General features: G+C 53.4%; 22 protein-coding genes. 17 read left to right on the top strand and 5 right to left on the bottom strand.

Going from position 1 to position 16,720, the window contains the following annotated elements:
* Positions 1-71: 71 nt before the first annotated feature.
* The 3 genes from EJQ19_RS10625 (at position 72) to EJQ19_RS10615 (ending at position 1,947) form a co-directional block, all read left to right on the top strand.
* Entirely contained in the window at positions 72-1,169 is a 1,098-nt protein-coding gene (locus EJQ19_RS10625; RefSeq protein WP_126141192.1) for an MBL fold metallo-hydrolase, read from the top strand.
* Positions 1,170-1,246: 77 nt separating this feature from the next.
* Positions 1,247-1,678 (top strand): hypothetical protein, encoded by a 432-nt coding sequence (locus tag EJQ19_RS10620; protein WP_126141191.1) that lies wholly within the window; start codon positions 1,247-1,249, stop codon positions 1,676-1,678.
* Between the two features lie 38 nt (positions 1,679-1,716).
* Positions 1,717-1,947, top strand: a complete 231-nt coding sequence (locus EJQ19_RS10615) for a hypothetical protein (RefSeq protein WP_126141190.1) — start codon at positions 1,717-1,719, stop codon at positions 1,945-1,947.
* Positions 1,948-2,016: 69 nt separating this feature from the next.
* On the opposite strand, the gene EJQ19_RS10610 is transcribed toward EJQ19_RS10615, so the two are convergent.
* Entirely contained in the window at positions 2,017-2,283 is a 267-nt protein-coding gene (locus tag EJQ19_RS10610) for a hypothetical protein (RefSeq protein ID WP_126141189.1), read from the bottom strand.
* An 87-nt stretch (positions 2,284-2,370) separates the two neighbouring features.
* Here EJQ19_RS10610 and EJQ19_RS10605 point away from each other — a divergent pair, with 87 nt between their 5' ends.
* Both EJQ19_RS10605 and EJQ19_RS31790 read left to right on the top strand, forming a co-directional pair.
* The gene (locus tag EJQ19_RS10605; protein WP_126141188.1) at positions 2,371-2,610 is read left to right on the top strand and encodes a hypothetical protein; all 240 of its coding nucleotides are present in this window, start codon (positions 2,371-2,373) and stop codon (positions 2,608-2,610) included.
* Between the two features lie 314 nt (positions 2,611-2,924).
* Positions 2,925-3,101 carry a hypothetical protein gene (locus EJQ19_RS31790; RefSeq protein ID WP_164716453.1) on the top strand — a complete coding sequence of 59 codons (177 nt, stop codon included), beginning with the start codon at positions 2,925-2,927 and terminating at the stop codon, positions 3,099-3,101.
* Positions 3,102-3,157: 56 nt separating this feature from the next.
* On the opposite strand, the gene EJQ19_RS10595 is transcribed toward EJQ19_RS31790, so the two are convergent.
* Positions 3,158-3,340 carry a hypothetical protein gene (locus EJQ19_RS10595; protein ID WP_126141186.1) on the bottom strand — a complete coding sequence of 61 codons (183 nt, stop codon included), beginning with the start codon at positions 3,338-3,340 and terminating at the stop codon, positions 3,158-3,160.
* A gap of 131 nt (positions 3,341-3,471) precedes the next feature.
* Between EJQ19_RS10595 and steA the strand changes: the two genes are divergently transcribed.
* Entirely contained in the window at positions 3,472-4,623 is a 1,152-nt protein-coding gene (steA, locus tag EJQ19_RS10590) for a putative cytokinetic ring protein SteA (RefSeq protein WP_126141185.1), read from the top strand.
* A gap of 28 nt (positions 4,624-4,651) precedes the next feature.
* Here the strand turns inward: steA and EJQ19_RS10585 are convergent, their stop codons facing one another.
* Positions 4,652-4,909, bottom strand: coding sequence for a DUF2627 domain-containing protein (locus EJQ19_RS10585; RefSeq protein WP_126141184.1), 258 nt, complete (start codon positions 4,907-4,909; stop codon positions 4,652-4,654).
* A gap of 183 nt (positions 4,910-5,092) precedes the next feature.
* On the opposite strand from EJQ19_RS10585, the gene lpdA reads away from it, so the two are divergent.
* From lpdA to EJQ19_RS10565, 4 genes are all read left to right on the top strand, one after another.
* Positions 5,093-6,517: a dihydrolipoyl dehydrogenase gene (gene lpdA / locus EJQ19_RS10580; RefSeq protein ID WP_126141183.1), complete on the top strand. Its 1,425-nt coding sequence runs from the start codon at positions 5,093-5,095 to the stop codon at positions 6,515-6,517.
* A 110-nt stretch (positions 6,518-6,627) separates the two neighbouring features.
* A complete protein-coding gene (locus EJQ19_RS10575) occupies positions 6,628-7,638 on the top strand; it encodes a thiamine pyrophosphate-dependent dehydrogenase E1 component subunit alpha (RefSeq protein WP_126141182.1) in 1,011 nt (336 codons plus the stop codon).
* Positions 7,638-8,618, top strand: coding sequence for an alpha-ketoacid dehydrogenase subunit beta (locus EJQ19_RS10570; RefSeq protein ID WP_126141181.1), 981 nt, complete (start codon positions 7,638-7,640; stop codon positions 8,616-8,618). Before EJQ19_RS10575 ends, EJQ19_RS10570 begins: the two co-directional genes overlap by 1 nt.
* A 51-nt stretch (positions 8,619-8,669) precedes the next feature.
* Complete coding sequence (locus tag EJQ19_RS10565) at positions 8,670-10,037, top strand: dihydrolipoamide acetyltransferase family protein (RefSeq protein ID WP_126141180.1); 1,368 nt, start codon at positions 8,670-8,672, stop codon at positions 10,035-10,037.
* Positions 10,038-10,040: 3 nt separating this feature from the next.
* Here the strand turns inward: EJQ19_RS10565 and prli42 are convergent, their stop codons facing one another.
* The gene (gene prli42 / locus EJQ19_RS31785; RefSeq protein ID WP_241242839.1) at positions 10,041-10,145 is read right to left on the bottom strand and encodes a stressosome-associated protein Prli42; all 105 of its coding nucleotides are present in this window, start codon (positions 10,143-10,145) and stop codon (positions 10,041-10,043) included.
* 70 nt (positions 10,146-10,215) lie between these two features.
* On the opposite strand from prli42, the gene EJQ19_RS10560 reads away from it, so the two are divergent.
* On the top strand, positions 10,216-11,346 hold the full coding sequence (locus tag EJQ19_RS10560; RefSeq protein WP_126141179.1) for a M20/M25/M40 family metallo-hydrolase: 1,131 nt from the start codon (positions 10,216-10,218) through the stop codon (positions 11,344-11,346).
* A 62-nt stretch (positions 11,347-11,408) separates the two neighbouring features.
* Here the strand turns inward: EJQ19_RS10560 and mciZ are convergent, their stop codons facing one another.
* On the bottom strand, positions 11,409-11,603 hold the full coding sequence (gene mciZ, locus EJQ19_RS10555; RefSeq protein WP_126141178.1) for a Z-ring formation inhibitor MciZ: 195 nt from the start codon (positions 11,601-11,603) through the stop codon (positions 11,409-11,411).
* Between the two features lie 94 nt (positions 11,604-11,697).
* On the opposite strand from mciZ, the gene EJQ19_RS10550 reads away from it, so the two are divergent.
* The 6 genes from EJQ19_RS10550 (at position 11,698) to EJQ19_RS10520 (ending at position 16,705) form a co-directional block, all read left to right on the top strand.
* A complete protein-coding gene (locus tag EJQ19_RS10550; RefSeq protein WP_126141177.1) occupies positions 11,698-12,252 on the top strand; it encodes an NUDIX hydrolase in 555 nt (184 codons plus the stop codon).
* The gene (locus EJQ19_RS10545; protein ID WP_126141297.1) at positions 12,252-13,430 is read left to right on the top strand and encodes an endonuclease Q family protein; all 1,179 of its coding nucleotides are present in this window, start codon (positions 12,252-12,254) and stop codon (positions 13,428-13,430) included. The genes EJQ19_RS10550 and EJQ19_RS10545 overlap by 1 nt, the downstream gene beginning before the upstream one ends.
* Positions 13,431-13,509: 79 nt before the next feature.
* A complete protein-coding gene (gene spoIIM, locus EJQ19_RS10540; protein WP_126141296.1) occupies positions 13,510-14,133 on the top strand; it encodes a stage II sporulation protein M in 624 nt (207 codons plus the stop codon).
* Positions 14,134-14,247: 114 nt separating this feature from the next.
* On the top strand, positions 14,248-14,727 hold the full coding sequence (fur, locus tag EJQ19_RS10535; protein ID WP_126141176.1) for a ferric iron uptake transcriptional regulator: 480 nt from the start codon (positions 14,248-14,250) through the stop codon (positions 14,725-14,727).
* Positions 14,728-15,106: 379 nt separating this feature from the next.
* A complete protein-coding gene (ald, locus tag EJQ19_RS10530; RefSeq protein ID WP_126141295.1) occupies positions 15,107-16,222 on the top strand; it encodes an alanine dehydrogenase in 1,116 nt (371 codons plus the stop codon).
* A gap of 243 nt (positions 16,223-16,465) precedes the next feature.
* The gene (locus EJQ19_RS10520; RefSeq protein WP_164716451.1) at positions 16,466-16,705 is read left to right on the top strand and encodes a DUF4227 family protein; all 240 of its coding nucleotides are present in this window, start codon (positions 16,466-16,468) and stop codon (positions 16,703-16,705) included.
* Positions 16,706-16,720 lie beyond the last annotated feature (15 nt).

Here is a 16,720-nt window from a genome sequence, read left to right as displayed (position 1 = left end):
AGTCTATGCAATCCATGGCAGAAGAATTGGGATTGGCGGACGAACGACGATGCAGCATGGAGGTACAGAAAATGATAGCAGTTTGGATCATCGCGATACTTATCGTCATTTTGGCGGTTATGGGCTTTATGCGGCTATATCCGCCATTCGGGCGCAAACCTGCCGGGCAGAAGAGCGCTGCGATTGTGCGCTCGCGGCAATTTACCGGCAAAAAATTCGAAAATCCGGTGCCGCCGAATATGAACATGAATGTAGGGGAAATGGTGAAGGTGATGCGGGAAATGGCATCGCCGAGCATTAGGCCGTCCCGGCCGCTAGAGATGGATCGGCCTGCGCTCGAGTCGACAGACGCCTCAGAACTGAAGCTGACATGGTTCGGTCATTCCGCAGCTATGCTTCACATCGAGGGCAAGACGCTGCTGCTTGATCCGATGTTCGGCCGCACGCCGTCGCCGTTTCCGTGGTTTGGGAAGCCGCGTTACAGCGGTACGCTGCCGTTTGACATTCATGAACTGCCGCGCGTAGATGCTGTCATTTTATCGCACGATCATTATGATCATCTCGATTATGGCACGATCAAGCGCATTCAGCATAAAGTAGGCAAGTTCATCGTCCCCCTTGGCGTCGGCTCGCACTTGCGGCGTTGGGGTGTATCGGAAGATCGGATCGAGGATCACGACTGGTGGGAAGAGACGAGTTACGCAGGGCTGGAACTGGCGTGTACGCCGGCTAACCATTTCTCCGGCCGGAGCCTAACGGACCGCGGCGCGACGCTGTGGTGTTCGTGGGTGATCAAAGGCGCGTCGCATGCCGTCTTTTTCAGCGGCGACAGCGGGTATACGCCTCATTTTAAGCAAATTGGCGAAAAGTATGGCCCGTTTGATCTTACCCTAATGGAATGCGGGCAGTATGACAGAAGATGGGCGGATATTCACATGTTGCCGGAGGAGACGGTGCAGGCACATGAGGATGTGCGTGGAGATGTGCTAGTGCCAATCCATTGGGGTGCTTTCACCTTATCCGTTCATAGCTGGACGGAGCCTGTTGAGCGGGCGTTTGCTGCGGCTGCACGCAAAGGAATACGAATTGTGACGCCGCGGATCGGCCAAACGCTGTCCCTGCAAGCTTTGCGGGAGTTAAAGCCAGTGTGGTGGAAAGCCGGTACTTAAAATTGGCGATGCCTCTTTTCACATGATATGATGGGGAAGATTGTGAGAGCGATGGGATCAGGAGAGAAGGTTAGTCTATGAGTGAAGGTGAACAAAAGAGGGAGCGCAAATTCCATTTCATAGGAGTGTTAATCGGACTTTGCATCGACAATTTCGGCACACTGTTGACGTCGGGGTTGATCGGTTCACTGTTTTTTGCAGATAGCACGCTGAGCGACAGTGAACTGCAGAAGCTGTATGATAATGTGGGACTTATGCTGCTGCTGCTCGTTATGGGGTTGTCCTGGACGCTGTTCGGCAGCTATATGACGGCTCGCATTGCGCGGCGTGCGGAGATTTTCAATGCGGCGATCATCGGGGTTATCGGTGCCGGGATTGGGTTCGACAGTATGCTCACGGATCAATCTGTTCCGCTCTGGTACGAGCTTCTTGGCTTTATTGCGATTGTCCCCGTATCGATGCTGGGCGGTTACATGGCCTTAAAGAAGAAGCGAGCGCGTTTGAAATAAAGACGAATCCTGTCTGACAATAGGGGAGGAACAAGTCCATGCCTAAATTTGCGCAAGCAAGTGAGGAAGCGACCGCATTCTTGCGGCAGCAAACCGGAAGTACTCAACTGGAATGCTATACGTATATCGATCCTATGAATACGGATGAAAGCTTTTTTATAGTCAAAACAAGCAATAAAGTGATTCATGTTTCATTTACTGAAATTACCTATGACAAGTCAAACTACACGAGCTTGCTGCAAGGCTTATATAAGGCCATTTACGAGTGAATGATCGTATACAAAAGAAGAACCCCTTCGGCTGCGAGGTTTCGCGGCGAAAGGGGTTTTTGCGTTGCGCTATTTAATAAGAGACATCGCTTGATCTGCAATGGAGTTCTTGTAACGGTCCAGGCAGTTGCACAAGTAGTCTTTGCGGCAAATCGGGCACGGTTCTTTCATTAAGCGGTTCAGGTTGGTTACGCGTCCTACGCCTGTTTCGGCGTCGCGCTCAAAGAATAGACGGCATTTGCTGCGGTCCTTCAAGGAGACGACAACTTCAAACAGACCATTCTTCGGATTGTCACTTACTATTGTTGCATCAACGACTTGCGGATCGTAGGCCATATGTACTTCCTCCTAGAGTTTTACTCTGACAAGCATTAGTATATTATATAAATAAAAAACAATTAATTCAATAGGAGGCGACCTCAGATGAAATTGGACTACTGCGAACAGGAGCAGCAGGATGGGGTGGTCATTGCACATGTCGGACTGCAGTTCGAGGACGAACCGGATTCCCTGTACGTAGCAAGAGTTGAAATCGGCGCCGAAGGAGCGGCGCGGTTGTGGGAATTGTATTACAACGGTTTTGATTGCAAATACAGCTTTAGTGAAGCTGAGAAGGCTGCGCTTCTGGCTTATATGAAGGAGCAAGGCGTTGCCTGCCTGTAAACACGGCAAATAGAAAAGGAACCCGCTCCGCTGTCGTGGATCAGATTCCTTAACTTGTGCTTATTTTGTTGTTTGGTTTTCGATTCCGCCAAGCTTGGCGTCGTTTTGGTAACGGGATGTATGCCGTGCCAGGTAAGCCGCTGCTGGCCGGGGTCCGTTTTGCCTTCGCGCAGCAGGCGCTGACGCATTTTCTGGGCATGGGAACGGGACATGTGCATGACCTCTTTTCATTTATATAATAATTCTATTGTAAATAAGAACTAGCCGCGGCGCAATGGAAAGGTTTATTCATAATAAAAAAAGGCGGGATTCCTATGCGGATTAAGGTTCAATTGGACGTAGACGGACAAGTAACGAAGCAGGATATGCTTGAAATTCCGGAGCACAAACTCGGCGAGATGACGGAGGAAGAGATTGAACAGGCCATTGAAATCAAGGTTCGGACGTGGATCGACCGCATCGTGCGCGTGGAATGGGAAGTGCTGGATTAGCGAAAAAAAGCCCCGGAAGCCAAATCTTCCAGGGTCGAAGGCTGTAGTTCATCTGGTTAGTGGGCGTGATCGACGCCTGTTTTTTGAATCGCGTGTTCCCAGCTAGGATAATAGTACAGCGCGTTTTTCATCAGATCGGGATGCTGCTTTTTTACATTTTTTTTGGCCAGTGATTCTCCGCTGTTATGAAGCTGTACAATGTGGCCGAGTACGTCTTCTGCGCTCATGTTTAGCTCCATCGTCGTTTCCACTCCTCTCTGCAAGTATAAACCAAATCTTGCCATCCAGACTCGAATTTATACATACAAATTCAGCCGGTGGGTAAATTAGGGAGACACTAGCGAACAGAAGGGGAGTCGAGTACTGCCACATGAATTGGTCTGCATTGTCTTGGTTTGCGATGAAACCTGTGCCAGTTGTGAAAGGCGCTGTGAGAGAAGGAACGAAGCGGGATAGGTCCGATCTTTCGCTGACAAACGCAATCATCGTCTTGAAAGGCGGGGAACTGGATGAGGCGTTGGCGCTTGCGTGGGTACAAGGAAACGTGCTCGCTGTCGTTCATTGCGGCATGCTCATGAGCGGTGATCGGCTTGCACAAAGTCCGCTTGTGCTGCTTCAGCATGGTATCCCGATTTGGGAAACCGATGCTGCCAACTATACGCTGCTTGCTTCGCAAGAGGAGCTGACAATATATCCGGACGTGCTGCTCGCAGGCGAGCAGACACTTCCCTGTAAAGCCTTTACCCAAGCGGATTGGCTGCGGGCTCAGCAGCTAACGGAAGAGCCGCTTGCGCAGCGTTGGGAAGCATTCATCGACCGTACATTGGCCCGTGCTGCGCTGGAGAAAGCTGTGCTGCAGCCGTTCCCGCAGCTGCTGCTGCAAACCGGGATGGCGGACAAGCCGGTTCTGCTCACAGCGGAGCTCGAAGACGGGCAAGAGCGCGATCGTATCCTGAGCAAGATAAAGCGATTAATTGCTGAGCATCAGCCGGTTGTGATCGGCATCGGCCAAGGCGCAGATCAGCTGCTGCGGGAAGGCGTCGTGCCGGATGTGATCGTGGCTGCAGCGAAGCAGCTCACGACCGGCATGCTGACCAGCGGAGCTGAGATCGTCGTGCATGCAGACGAACATGGGGATGAGGCTCGAGCTGGCGATCTTGCCCGAGCGGGACGCGTTCATAAGCTGTCGTGTGCAGCGAGTACAAGTGATGCGGCGCTGCTGCTCGCTTATCATCACCGGGCAGCGAGCTTGATCACGGCAGGCCTGCCGGTTGATCTGGCCGACTGGGTGCAGCAGGGCGGCGAAGACATGGGCAGCGCTTTGCTCGTGCGCCTGCAGCTCGGCGCGAGGCTGATCGATGTGCGCAGCTTACCGCTGCCCAGCGGCAGCAGCCGATGGACGAAAGAAGCGTTGACGACGGCGCTGGTGAGCGGTCTTTTTATCGGCTTTGCCGTGCTTCAGTTGCACTGGATTGTGAAGCGTGCAGCCCATGCCGTCTGGCGGATTGGCTTTGGCGAGTAAAAAAATAGACCGGGACAAAGGTCCTGGTCTATTTTTTGCGTTTGGCTTTGAAACGCGGCGCGACATAGTTGCGTTTGCGGTCCCGGAAGAACGTCCAGCCTCCAATGAAGGCGACCCCCAGCAGGAAAAGAATGAGTCCAACGATAAATTTGCCCCAAAGCATATGGTTGTCCGGACCGAACTGTGCGAAGAACGCATCTTTCATCGCAAGAAATCCATAGGTCGCGGTTAATCCCGGTATAACTAGCATCATGATGGCAATAAAGCGGTAAAAAGGTGCTTTCATAGCTGCTCCTAACCTCGCGGAAATAGTCTTTTCTTATCATACCTTGAAACCGCGGCACTGTCTATTTCGTAAACAAGAGGTTCACAAATAAGACTATGACTTCGAATATAAAAAAGGGTAATATAATAGAGATGCACATATGTGAATAACTTGTAAAATGAGTGACAGGGAGGCTTACATAGCATGAGTGAATATAAATATGACGTGGTCGTGCTCGGCGGCGGAATCGGCGGATATACGGCAGCCATTCGGGCGGCGCAGCTTGGGAAGAACGTAGCCATTGTGGAAAAAGAAAAAATGGGCGGCACTTGCCTGCATCAAGGATGCATTCCGAGCAAGGCGTTGCTGCGCAGCGCAGAGATGTTCGCTTCTATGAATAAAAGCGAAGAGTACGGCATCGCCGCGGAGAATGTCTCTTTGAAATTTGACCTCGTGCAAAGCCGCAAGCAGCGAATCGTGGATCAGCTCCACCAAGGACTGCAATTTTTGATGAAGAAAAATAAAATCACGGTGCATCACGGGCAGGGCCGTATTATTGGACCTTCGATTTTCTCCCCGCGCAGCGGAGCGGTTTCCGTGGAGCGGGAAGACGGCGAAATCGAGATGCTGCTGAACAGCAATCTGATTATCGCGACGGGCTCCAGACCGCGCAGCCTTCCGGGGCTGGAAGCGGACGGGCGGATGATTATGACGAGCGAAGACGCGCTGCGCATGGAAAGTCTGCCGGCGTCGATCATTATAGTCGGCGGCGGCGTGATCGGCGTGGAGTGGGCGTCGATGCTGAACGATTTTGGCGTAAAAGTGACGATCGTCGAGCTGGACAAGCATCTCGTGGCGCAAGAAGATGAGGATGTGTCGAAGGAACTGGAGCGGCTTTTTAAGAAACGCGGCATTGAGATTGTTACCGGAGCCAAAGTGCTGGCAAATGAAGTGGAAGTGGGCGAGACCGGCGTCAAATTGAATGTGGAGAAAAATGGTGAGGTGCAAGCGCTGGAAGCCGAGAGAGTGCTTGTCTCTGTGGGCCGCATCGCGAATGTGGAAGGTTTGGGGCTGGAGAACACCGATGTCGTTGTTGACAAAGGCGTCATTCGCGTCAATCGCTTCATGCAAACGAGTGAATCCCATATTTATGCGGTTGGGGATGTCATCGGCGGCCTCATGCTGGCGCATATGGCCGGACATGAGGGAATTGCTGCTGCGGAGCATATCGCCGGGCTGACGCCGCATGAGCTTCATGCGCACCTCGTTGCCAAGTGTACATACACGCGGCCTGAAATTGCGAGCGTAGGCTACACGCAAAAGCAGGCGGAAGAGAAGGGACATCAAGTAAAAATAGGCAGATTCAGCTTCAAAGGGATAGGGAAGGCTCTCGTATATGGAGACTCGGACGGTTTTGTCAAAGTGGTGGCGGATCGTGAGACGAACGATATTTTGGGCGTCCATATGATCGGACCACAAGTAACGAACAGCATTACGGAAGCGGCTCTCGCCCAGCTGTTGGATGCAACGCCTTGGGAAGTGGGACAAACGATTCACCCGCACCCTACGCTTTCGGAGGCACTCGGAGAAGCGATGCTGGCCGTCGACGGCATGTCCATAAACGGATAAAAATTGTAATCATAATCGTTTCCGTTTATAATATGCTTATAGAGTCAAGTACTAGGACCAGGTAATAAATTTATCCCAGCCATTCTAATATTGAGAAGGAGGCAGCCTCCATGTCCATTGGTCAACTTTATAAGCATAGAAGCTTGGGTTTATCGGATGACGATGCCTTGAAAATGTATGCGGTGATGTGCCTTGCCAACAAATACGACGAGCGTGCGATGATGCTGCAGCGCTCAGGAAAAATTCCGTTCCACGTCTCCGGCGCAGGCCAGTTTGCCGGACAAGTCGGCATGGCTTTTGCGATGCAGCCGAATAAAGATTATTTTCTGCCATATTACCGGGATTACGCGTTTGTTCTGGCGGTGGGCATGTCGCTGCGGGATTTGATGCTGTCCATTTTCTGCAAAGCCGAGGACGTCAACAGCGGCGGCCGCCAAATGGCCGGTCATTTCAGCGATCGCAAAAATCATATCGTAACCGGCTCGTCCCCCGTGACAACGCAGGTTCCGCATGCCGCAGGCATCGCGCTTGCCGCGAAAATGAAAAAGCAGGATTTCGTCACGCTCGCGACTTTCGGCGAAGGGTCCAGCAATCAAGGGGACTTTCATGAAGGTTGCAACTTTGCGGGCGTGCATAAGCTTCCTGTTATTTTCGTTTGTGAAAATAACCAATATGCGATTTCCATACCGATTCACAAACAGGTGGCGGGCAAAATCGCGGATCGTGCGCTGGGCTACGGCTTCCCGGGCATTCAAGTCGACGGCACCGATGCGCTCGAAATGTACCGCGTGACCAAAGAAGCGCGAGAGAGAGCGCTGCGCGGCGAAGGCCCGACTTTGATTGAAATGATGTGCTACCGCATTAACCCTCATTCCACGTCGGATGACGACATGCTGTATAGAACGAAGGAAGAAGTCGAAGAAAACCGGAAGAAAGACGGCGTTCAGAAGTTCAAAGAGTATTTGATCGCTTGCGACTTGTGGAGCGAAAAGCAGGATGCTGAGCTTGATGCGCAGCAAAAACTGCTGATCAATGAAGCGACGAAGTATGCCGACCAGGCTCCATATCCGAAGCCGGAAGACACGCTGCTTCATGTATACGCGGAAGGGGAGAACAACTGATGGCGGTGATCACCTATATTGAAGCCATTCGCTCCGCGATGCAGGAGGAAATGGGACAGGACGACAACGTTTTCGTACTGGGTGAAGACGTTGGCAAAGGCGGCGTGCTGAACACGACGAAAGGGCTGCGCGACCTGTACGGCGAAGAGCGTGTGCTGGACACGCCGCTTGCGGAATCCGCGATCGTCGGTGTCGCCATCGGTTCAGCGATGTACGGCATGAAGCCGATTGCTGAAATTCAATTTGCGGACTTTATTTTTCCCGCATCCAACCAAATCCTAAGCGAAGCGGCCAAAATCCGCTATCGTTCGAATAACGATTGGCACTGCCCGATCGTCATCCGTGCGCCTTATGGGGCGACTGGCGGCGGCGCGCTGTACCACTCTCAATGTCCGGAATCGGTGTTCTTTGGAACGCCGGGCCTCAAAATCGTAGCGCCTTCCAACCCGTACGACGCGAAAGGGTTGCTGAAAGCGGCGATCCGCGACGCGGATCCTGTGCTTTATTTTGAGCATAAAAAAGCTTATCTCGGCGTTTCCGGCGAAGTGCCTGACGAGGATTACATCGTGCCGATCGGCAAAGCCGACGTGAAGCGCGAGGGTACGGACATTACTGTGATCACGTACGGGATGGTTGTTAATTATGCGCTGCAAGCGGCCGAAGAATTGGCGAAAGAGGACATTTCCGCACATGTACTCGATTTGCGCACCATTCAACCGCTGGACAAAGAAGCGATTCTCGAAGCTGTTCGCAAAACAGGCAAAGTGCTCGTCGCCCATGAAGATAACAAAACCGGCGGCGTAGGCGCAGAAGTTTCCGCTATCATCGCGGAAGAGCTGCTTTTTGAACTCGATGCGCCGATCGCGCGGCTTTGCGGACCTGACGTGCCTGCGGTAGGCAGTAACCCGCCGATGGAGAAATTCTTCCTTCTCAACACGGACAAAGTGAAGGAAGCAATGCGCCAGCTTGCTTTGTTCTAGACCGAACGAGCACGAAGTCGATTTATTTTTCGATATTAGGAGGACCCTGACATGACCCAAACCAGCCGCCTCACCGAGGTGACGGTTCCGCATTTGGCGGAAAGCCTCGTTTCGGCTACGATCGGCAAGTGGCTGAAGAAGCCCGGCGATTATGTGGAGCAATATGACGTACTGTGTGAGCTCTTTACTGAAAAAGTAAATACCGAGATGCCATCGCCCATCGAAGGCACGCTCGTTAAAATTATTGTTGGCGACGGTGAAACGGCCGCAGTCGGCGAAGCGATCTGCGTGATCGAGGAGCCGGGCAGCTCGGCCGGCAGCGCAACGCCTTCGACGGAGCCAGCAGCCCCAATGGCTGCGGTTGAGCTCGAAGGCGACCAAAGCATGCGCGGTCGCTACTCGCCGGCCGTGCAGCGGCTGGCGCAGGAGAACGGCGTCGACTTGGCGCGCGTTGCCGGTACAGGCCTTGGCGGGCGGATTACCCGCAAGGATATAGAGCAGTTCGTCGCCACAGGCGGAGCGAACGCAATGAAAGCGGCCGCTCCGCAGGCGCAGGCCAGCGCGCCTGCGCCCGTTGTGAAGCCGGCCGATTCGGCGATCCCGTCCGGCGCGATCGGCGCCGAGCAGCCGGTGAATTTGCCGGTGCGCAGCACGGGCATTCACCTGTCGGCGAATCCGCAGACGCCGCTGATTGAAGCGGAGGATCTTGCGTCCGATACGCGCAACGAGCATCTGATCGACGTGACGCCGATCCGCAACGCCATCGCTACGCGCATGCGTCAGAGCGTGACGGAAATTCCGCACGCTTGGACGATGATCGAAGTCGATGTGACCAATCTGGTCGTGCTGCGGAACAAAGTGAAGGATGAATTTATGCGCCGCGAGGGCATCAATTTGACATATCTGGCTTTTATGCTAAAGGCGGTCGTTAATGCGATCAAAGACTATCCGATCATCAATTCGGTATGGGCGGTCGATAAAATTATCGTGAAGCGTGACATCAACATCTCGCTTTCAGTCGGTACAGAAGATTCGGTTATGACGCCGGTCATCAAGAAAGCGGATCAAAAAAATATCGCGGGCCTTGCGCGGGAAATCGATGAATTGACGAAGAAGACGCGGGCGGGGAAACTTGCGCTGAGCGACATGGTTGGCGGTACGTTTACGGTCAATAATACAGGCTCCTTCGGTTCGATTCTGTCTTACCCGATCATCAACTATCCGCAAGCGGCGATTGTGACCTTTGAATCGATCGTGAAGAAGCCTGTCGTGATTAACGATATGATCGCGGTGCGTTCCATGGTGAATTTGTGCTTGTCCTTGGATCACCGGATTCTGGACGGGGTTATCTGCGGTCGCTTCCTACAGCGTGTCAAAGAAAACCTGGAAAGCTACAACGCCGATACGAAAATTTATTAAGGGTTACGAATCGAGAAACAGCCCTGCGGTAAATAATACGCTGGATAATAGCATGACAATGAGCATAATGTAGATAACGACTTTGAATATCTTTTTATTTTGCAGCAAGAGGTTCACTCCTTTTCAAGAAGGCTTGTACGCTATTATTGTAACCCAAAGTGAGTATGGGAGGAAAGCTATGATTAAGCAAGAGCGGTTAGTGGAAGAGTTCATTTCGCTTGTTCAGGTGGACAGCGAAACGCGATATGAAGCGGAAATCTGCAAAGTGCTGAAACAAAAATTCGGCGCACTCGGACTGAATGTGTTCGAAGACGATTCGTTGGGTCGAAGCGGGCACGGCGCAGGCAACCTGATCTGCACTTTGGAAGCGACGGACGCGAACGCTGCGATTCCGACGATCTTCTTTACGTCCCACATGGATACCGTGGCGCCAGGCAAAGGCATCAAGCCGCAAATCGGTGATGACGGCTACATTCGCAGCGACGGCACGACGATTCTTGGCTCTGATGATAAAGCAGGCATTGCCGCGATGTTTGAAGGCATTAAAGTGCTCAAAGAGCAGAACATTCCGCACGGTCGCATTCAGTTTGTTATTACCGTGGGCGAAGAGAGCGGCCTCAAGGGCGCGCGTGCGATGGACCGCGCCTTGCTGGAAGCGCAGTTCGGTTTTGCGCTTGATTCGAACGGCAAGATCGGCGATATCGCCGTCGCGGCGCCGGGCCGCGCGGAAATTGAAATTATTTTCAATGGGAAGTCTGCACACGCAGGGGTGAATCCCGAAGACGGCATTTCCGCGATTCAAGTGGCAAGCAAAGCCGTTGCGCGTATGTCGCTCGGCCGCATTGATAAAGAGACGACGGCGAACATCGGCAGCTTCTCCGGTGTAGGGCCGCTGAATGTCGTCTGCGACCGCGTGCGGATGGAAGCGGAAGCGCGCAGCATTGTGCAGCATAAGCTTGAGGCGCAGATCGCGTCCATGAAGGAAGCGTGCGAAGCGGCGGCGGCGGAAGCGGGCACGACGTGCGAGTTCAACGCGGAGATCGTCTATGCGTCCTTCATGCATAACGATGAGACGCCGGTTGTGCAGCTGACGTCCCGCGCGATGAAGACGCTGGGTCTCACGTCCAGAACGTTCCATTCCGGCGGTGGCAGCGATGCGAACATTTTCAACGGGATGGGCATCCCGACCGTGAATTTGGCTGTCGGCTACGAGGATATTCACACGACGAAGGAGCGCATTCTGGTCTCCGATCTCGTGAAAACAGCGGAGCTTGTCGTGGCACTGGTGAAAGAAGCGGCAAACGTATAATTGGGACATAATAAAACAAGCGATGGCCTTGATGGCATCGCTTGTTTTATGTTTGTATTTCGTTAACGTCCCGGAAACGGCAGCGTCCGGCCGGCCGACCCGGATCGCCCGCTAGAAGAGCCGCGATGAAGGGCGCCGATATACTCGGCGACGGTTGCGCCTTCGCCGGCTTGCCGCATCATTTTATGGAGTTGATGCTTGACTTCCCAGGCTTTGCCTACAATTCGAATTTGACCGTCTCCGATATAGCTTTTCATGCGAGCCCCTCATTTCAGGAAATTTTTTGGTATAATGATGGGTATGCCGAACGTGGACAAGTTAGACCAAATTTCAAGATCAGGGAGTGGAGCTATGACACAGCATAAAAAATTTGAAGAAGTAACGGTTTCGAGTAAGCCGATTTACGAAGGCCGCATCATTTCCTTGCAGGTAGATACGGTCAAGCTACCGAACGGTGAGACGGCCTCGCGGGAAATTGTGAAGCACCCTGGCGCCGTTGCCGTCATTCCGCTGATTGGGGACAAGATGATCGTCGTCGAGCAGTACCGCAAACCGCTTGAGAAGAGTCAGGTGGAGATTCCGGCCGGCAAACTTGATCAGGGGGAAGAACCGCTGAAGGCGGCGCTGCGCGAGCTCGAGGAAGAGACGGGCTATCGGACGGCGAACATTCGGCTGGTCAGTTCCTTTTATACGTCGCCGGGGTTTGCGGATGAAATCATTCATCTGTATATAGCGGAGGATCTGGTGAAAGGGGACGCGAATCCGGACGAGGACGAGTTCCTGGAATGCGAAGCCATTACGTTGGAGGAAGCGCAGCAGTACATGCGCGATGGGCGCATCTCCGATGCGAAAACGATCATGGCGGTTTACGCTTGGCAGCTGTACAAGTTGACTGGGAAAATTTGATGAAATCGTTCTTCGTCGATCTGCACATCCATATCGGAAGGACGGAAAAGGGTCAAGCTGTAAAAATTAGTGCTGCGAACAATTTGACGTTCCGCAACATCGCGCACGAGTCGGCTGTCCGCAAGGGGATGGACGTGGTCGGGATTATCGACTGCCATTCGCCATCCGTGCAGGAGGAGATTATGGACAATCTCTCACGGGGCGAGATGGTCGAGCTTGAAGGCGGCGGCATCCGTTACCGCAATACGACGATTCTGCTCGGCAGCGAAATCGAGGTGCGCGATCCGGGCATGGGCCCGGCACACCTGCTCGCCTATTTGCCGACGCTAGCGGCGATGCAGGATTTTACGGGCTGGATGAAGCGCCATATGAAAAATGTGGAGCTCAGCTCGCAGCGTATTTATGTGACGGCTAGCAATCTTCAGGAGGAAGTCATCGGCCGGGGAGGCGTCATGATCCCTGCGCATATTTTTACGCCGCATAAGAGCGTTTACGGCAGCGCCACGCGGCATATGGCGGAGCTGCTCGATCTCTCGCAGCTTGCCGGCGTTGAACTCGGCTTAAGCGCCGATTCGGCGATGGCGGGCCTCATTGCCGAACTCGACCCGTTCACATTCGTCACGAACTCCGACGCCCATTCACTTCCCAAAATCGGCCGTGAGTACAACAAGCTGAAACTGGAGGAGCCGACCTTTCAAGAGGTCGTCAAGGCGTTGAAACGCGAAGAGGGCCGCGCTGTGGAAGCCAATTACGGGCTGAATCCCCGTCTCGGCAAGTACCACCGCACGTACTGCAGCGTTTGCCACGAGGTGCTGGAGGACGAGACGATCGTCATCGATCGCTGCCCGGAATGCGGCAGCCCTAAAATGGTGCGCGGGGTCATGGACCGCATCCTTGCGATCGCCGACCGGACGGAACCGTTCTATCCACCGTATCGGCCTCCGTATCATTTTCAGGTGCCAATGGAATATATTCCGGGACTCGGTCCGAAGAAACTCACGCTGCTCTTGGATAGGTTCGGGACGGAGATGAACGTACTGCATCATGCTGCGCCGGAGGCGCTTGAGGAAGCGGTCGGAGCGGACATTGCCGCCTATCTCCTTGCTGCCAGGGCAGGTCAACTTGAACTCGAAGTCGGCGGCGGCGGAAAGTACGGCCGGGTGAAAAATCATTCATAGTTTCGGCGGAAAGCTCATAAGCTTGTCTTTGTAGAGGCTTTACAAGGAAGGAGCGGCGAGCGTGAACCGGAACCTGACGATGAAACAATTTTTAAAAGACAACGTACCCTTATTCATTTTCGTCTCTGTGCTCTTTGTCATCGGGGTTGTGTTCGGGGCTGTGATGGTCAATGCGCTTTCGATGGATCAGAAGACGGAGCTGACGCGCCACTTGAGCAGTTTTTTTCACGAGATTAACGAAGGGGCCGACATGGACAGCCAGCAGTCGTTCTCGCAGGCGTTCAGCATGCATATGAAGTGGATTCTGCTGATCTGGCTTTTCGGGCTTTCCATTATCGGATTGCCGCTGATCCTTGTCTTGGATTTTCTGAAAGGGGTGCTGATCGGCTTTACCGTCGGCTATCTCGTCGGGCAAATGTCCTGGAAAGGCATGCTGTTCGCACTGGTGGCGGTCGCGCCCCAGAACTTGATCGTCATTCCGGCGATTCTCCTGTGCAGCGTGGCGGCGATGTCCTTCTCCATTTATATGATCAAGCACCGCATCATGAGCCGCAGCGGGGCGATTTACCAGCCTTTTATGCGGTACACAACGATTACACTGGCGATGGCTGTTTGTTTGTTCGGTGCGGCGCTGCTCGAAGGTTATGTGTCGCAAATCATGATGAAATGGGTCACCCCCATGTTGGTCGCGCTGGCGCTGTAACGATTGGATAGCCAAATGATGTATGAATATGTTTGACTTTGTCAGCAAGCTCCCCCTATAATAAAAAGAGTGGCGAAAATGGGCGGTAACGCCCACTCTCTGAGGGGGAGGCATATGGAAGCAAGAATCGAGAAAATTAAACAGCAGCTGCAGTCCCAGGGGTACAAGCTGACACCTCAACGGGAAGCGACAGTGCGTGTTTTGCTAGAGAATGAACAGGATCACCTGAGCGCGGAAGAAGTGTTCATGCTGGTTAAAGATAAAGCGCCGGAGATCGGTCTTGCGACTGTCTATCGTACACTAGAGCTCCTGAGCGAACTTCATGTTTTGGAAAAAATGAATTTCGGCGACGGCGTTGCCCGTTACGACCTCCGCGACGACAATTCCAGTCACCATCATCACCATCTCATTTGCGTCCAATGCGGCGCTGTCGACGAGATTATGGAGGATTGGCTGGGGCCGTTTGAAGAACGACTGGATCAGCTGTTCCACTTTCAAGTCCTTGATCATCGGCTGGATTTCCAAGGCATCTGCTATCGCTGCAATGAACGAGGAAAACCGGATGCATTGGACAAATCCGACAAATCCCACTAAAATCGCTGGCTAGAAGCGGTTTATATGCCCGAATGCCTGTAAGCACCCCTTGTGCATACAGGCATTTTTGCGTCCGCCTTCATATACTGAAGGAGAACCAAGGATCGGCAGCGCAGCACATAATTGCTTTGGAAGCTGGGGTACATTATGAGTAGAGTTCAAATGAAAGCTCAAAAAGTTGGCTTTTCAGCACCGAGAAGGTTGCGAGAAGCTGAAGAAGGAGGAGCGGAGTGTAGGCAAAACCTACATGGCTACCTTCCTTCGAAGCTGAACGCAAGATTCGATGCCGAATTTGCTTCCTGATTTGCTTCGTGATTAAAAGACGACTTTTTGAGTTACCTTGTAAAGGAAGCGGGTAGAGCCTATGACACAAGAAGCCATCATTGTCGGCGTTCCCAAAGAGATTAAGAATAACGAAAACCGCGTCGCGCTTACGCCGGGAGGTGCAGGCATGCTGCGCATGCATGGCCATCAAGTGCTCGTGCAAGCCGGAGCGGGCCTTGGCAGCGGATTTACGGACGAGGATTACCGCCAGGAAGGCGCGACGATTGTCGCCGGCGCAGCGGAAGTCTGGGCGGGCAGCGACATGATTATGAAGGTCAAGGAGCCGATTCCGGAGGAGTACAGCTTTTTCAAAGAAGGCCTCATGCTGTTTACGTACTTGCATTTGGCGGCGGCAGGGGATTTGGCGAACCATCTGCTGGATAAAAAGGTGACGGGCATCGCCTACGAAACGATCCAGCTTGCAAACGGCTCACTGCCGCTGCTCACGCCGATGAGCGAGGTGGCCGGTCGTATGTCGGTGCAGATCGGCGCGCAATATCTCGAGAAAATGTACGGCGGGCGCGGCATTTTGCTGGGTGGCGTGCCGGGCGTGCCGCCGGCCGACGTCATTATTCTCGGCGGCGGTATCGTCGGCACGAACGCCGCCAAGATGGCGTTGGGGCTGGGCGCCAACGTCGTCGTTATTGAGCGGAGCGCCGACCGCATGCGGCAGCTCGACGATATTTTCGACGGCCGGCTGCGCACGCTCATGTCGAACCCTTACAATATCGCCAGCGCCGTGGCGAAGGCAGATCTGCTTATTGGCGCCGTGCTCATCCCGGGTGCGCGGGCGCCGCGGTTGGTGACGGCTTCCATGGTGCAAAGCATGAAGCCGGGAGCGGTCATCGTCGATGTCGCAGTCGATCAGGGCGGCTCGATCGAGACGATCGACCGCATCACGACGCACAGCGATCCGACGTATGAGATGTACGGCGTGCTGCATTACGCCGTCGCGAACATGCCGGGCGCGGTGCCGCGCACGTCGACATTGGCGCTGACGAACGTGACGCTGCCGTACGCCGTCGATCTGGCGAACAAAGGCTTCAAACAGGCCGTGAGCCAAAGTGTGCCGCTCTCCCTGGGCGTCAATACGTACCAGGGCCACATCACGCATCCTGCGGTGGCGGAAGCGCTGGGCAAGCCGTATACCGCATTGTCCGAGTTGTCATAATTGGCGGGCAAGCCTCATATTCTGTTTCTACAAGTGCGAGTTCAAAAAGTCGGGTTTTCAGCACCGAGAAGATTGCGAGAACCTGAAGAAGGAGGAGCGGAGTGTAGGCAAAACCTACATGAGTACCGGACTTCGAAGGTGAACGCAAGATTCGATGTCGAGTCCGCTTCATGGGGTACATCGTGATCAAAAGACGACTTTTTGAACCACCTCTAAAACGGAATGGAAATGAGGCGGGCCCCCATGATCTTCTCCTATCGCAAATTGATCGTTCGTTTGCAATATATCCTGCTGTTTATCGCCCTTACAATCGTGCTGTATCAAGTCATGTCCGTTGTGACGGACTGGATACAGCCTGTAAACAAATACAAGACGCCGACAGGTAAATCGGTGAAGGCGTTTGGTCATGAAGAGATCACCACCAAGTTTGACACCGGGTCGATGAGTGAGCGCCTGCGCTTCTTTTACTGGTACGGGGAATAAAAATAGAGGAGATCG

This window comes from Paenibacillus whitsoniae (genome assembly GCF_003955665.1).
Taxonomy (GTDB): Bacteria; Bacillota; Bacilli; order Paenibacillales; family NBRC-103111; genus Paenibacillus_E; species Paenibacillus_E whitsoniae.
This window is presented reverse-complemented; position numbering and strand designations above follow the sequence as displayed.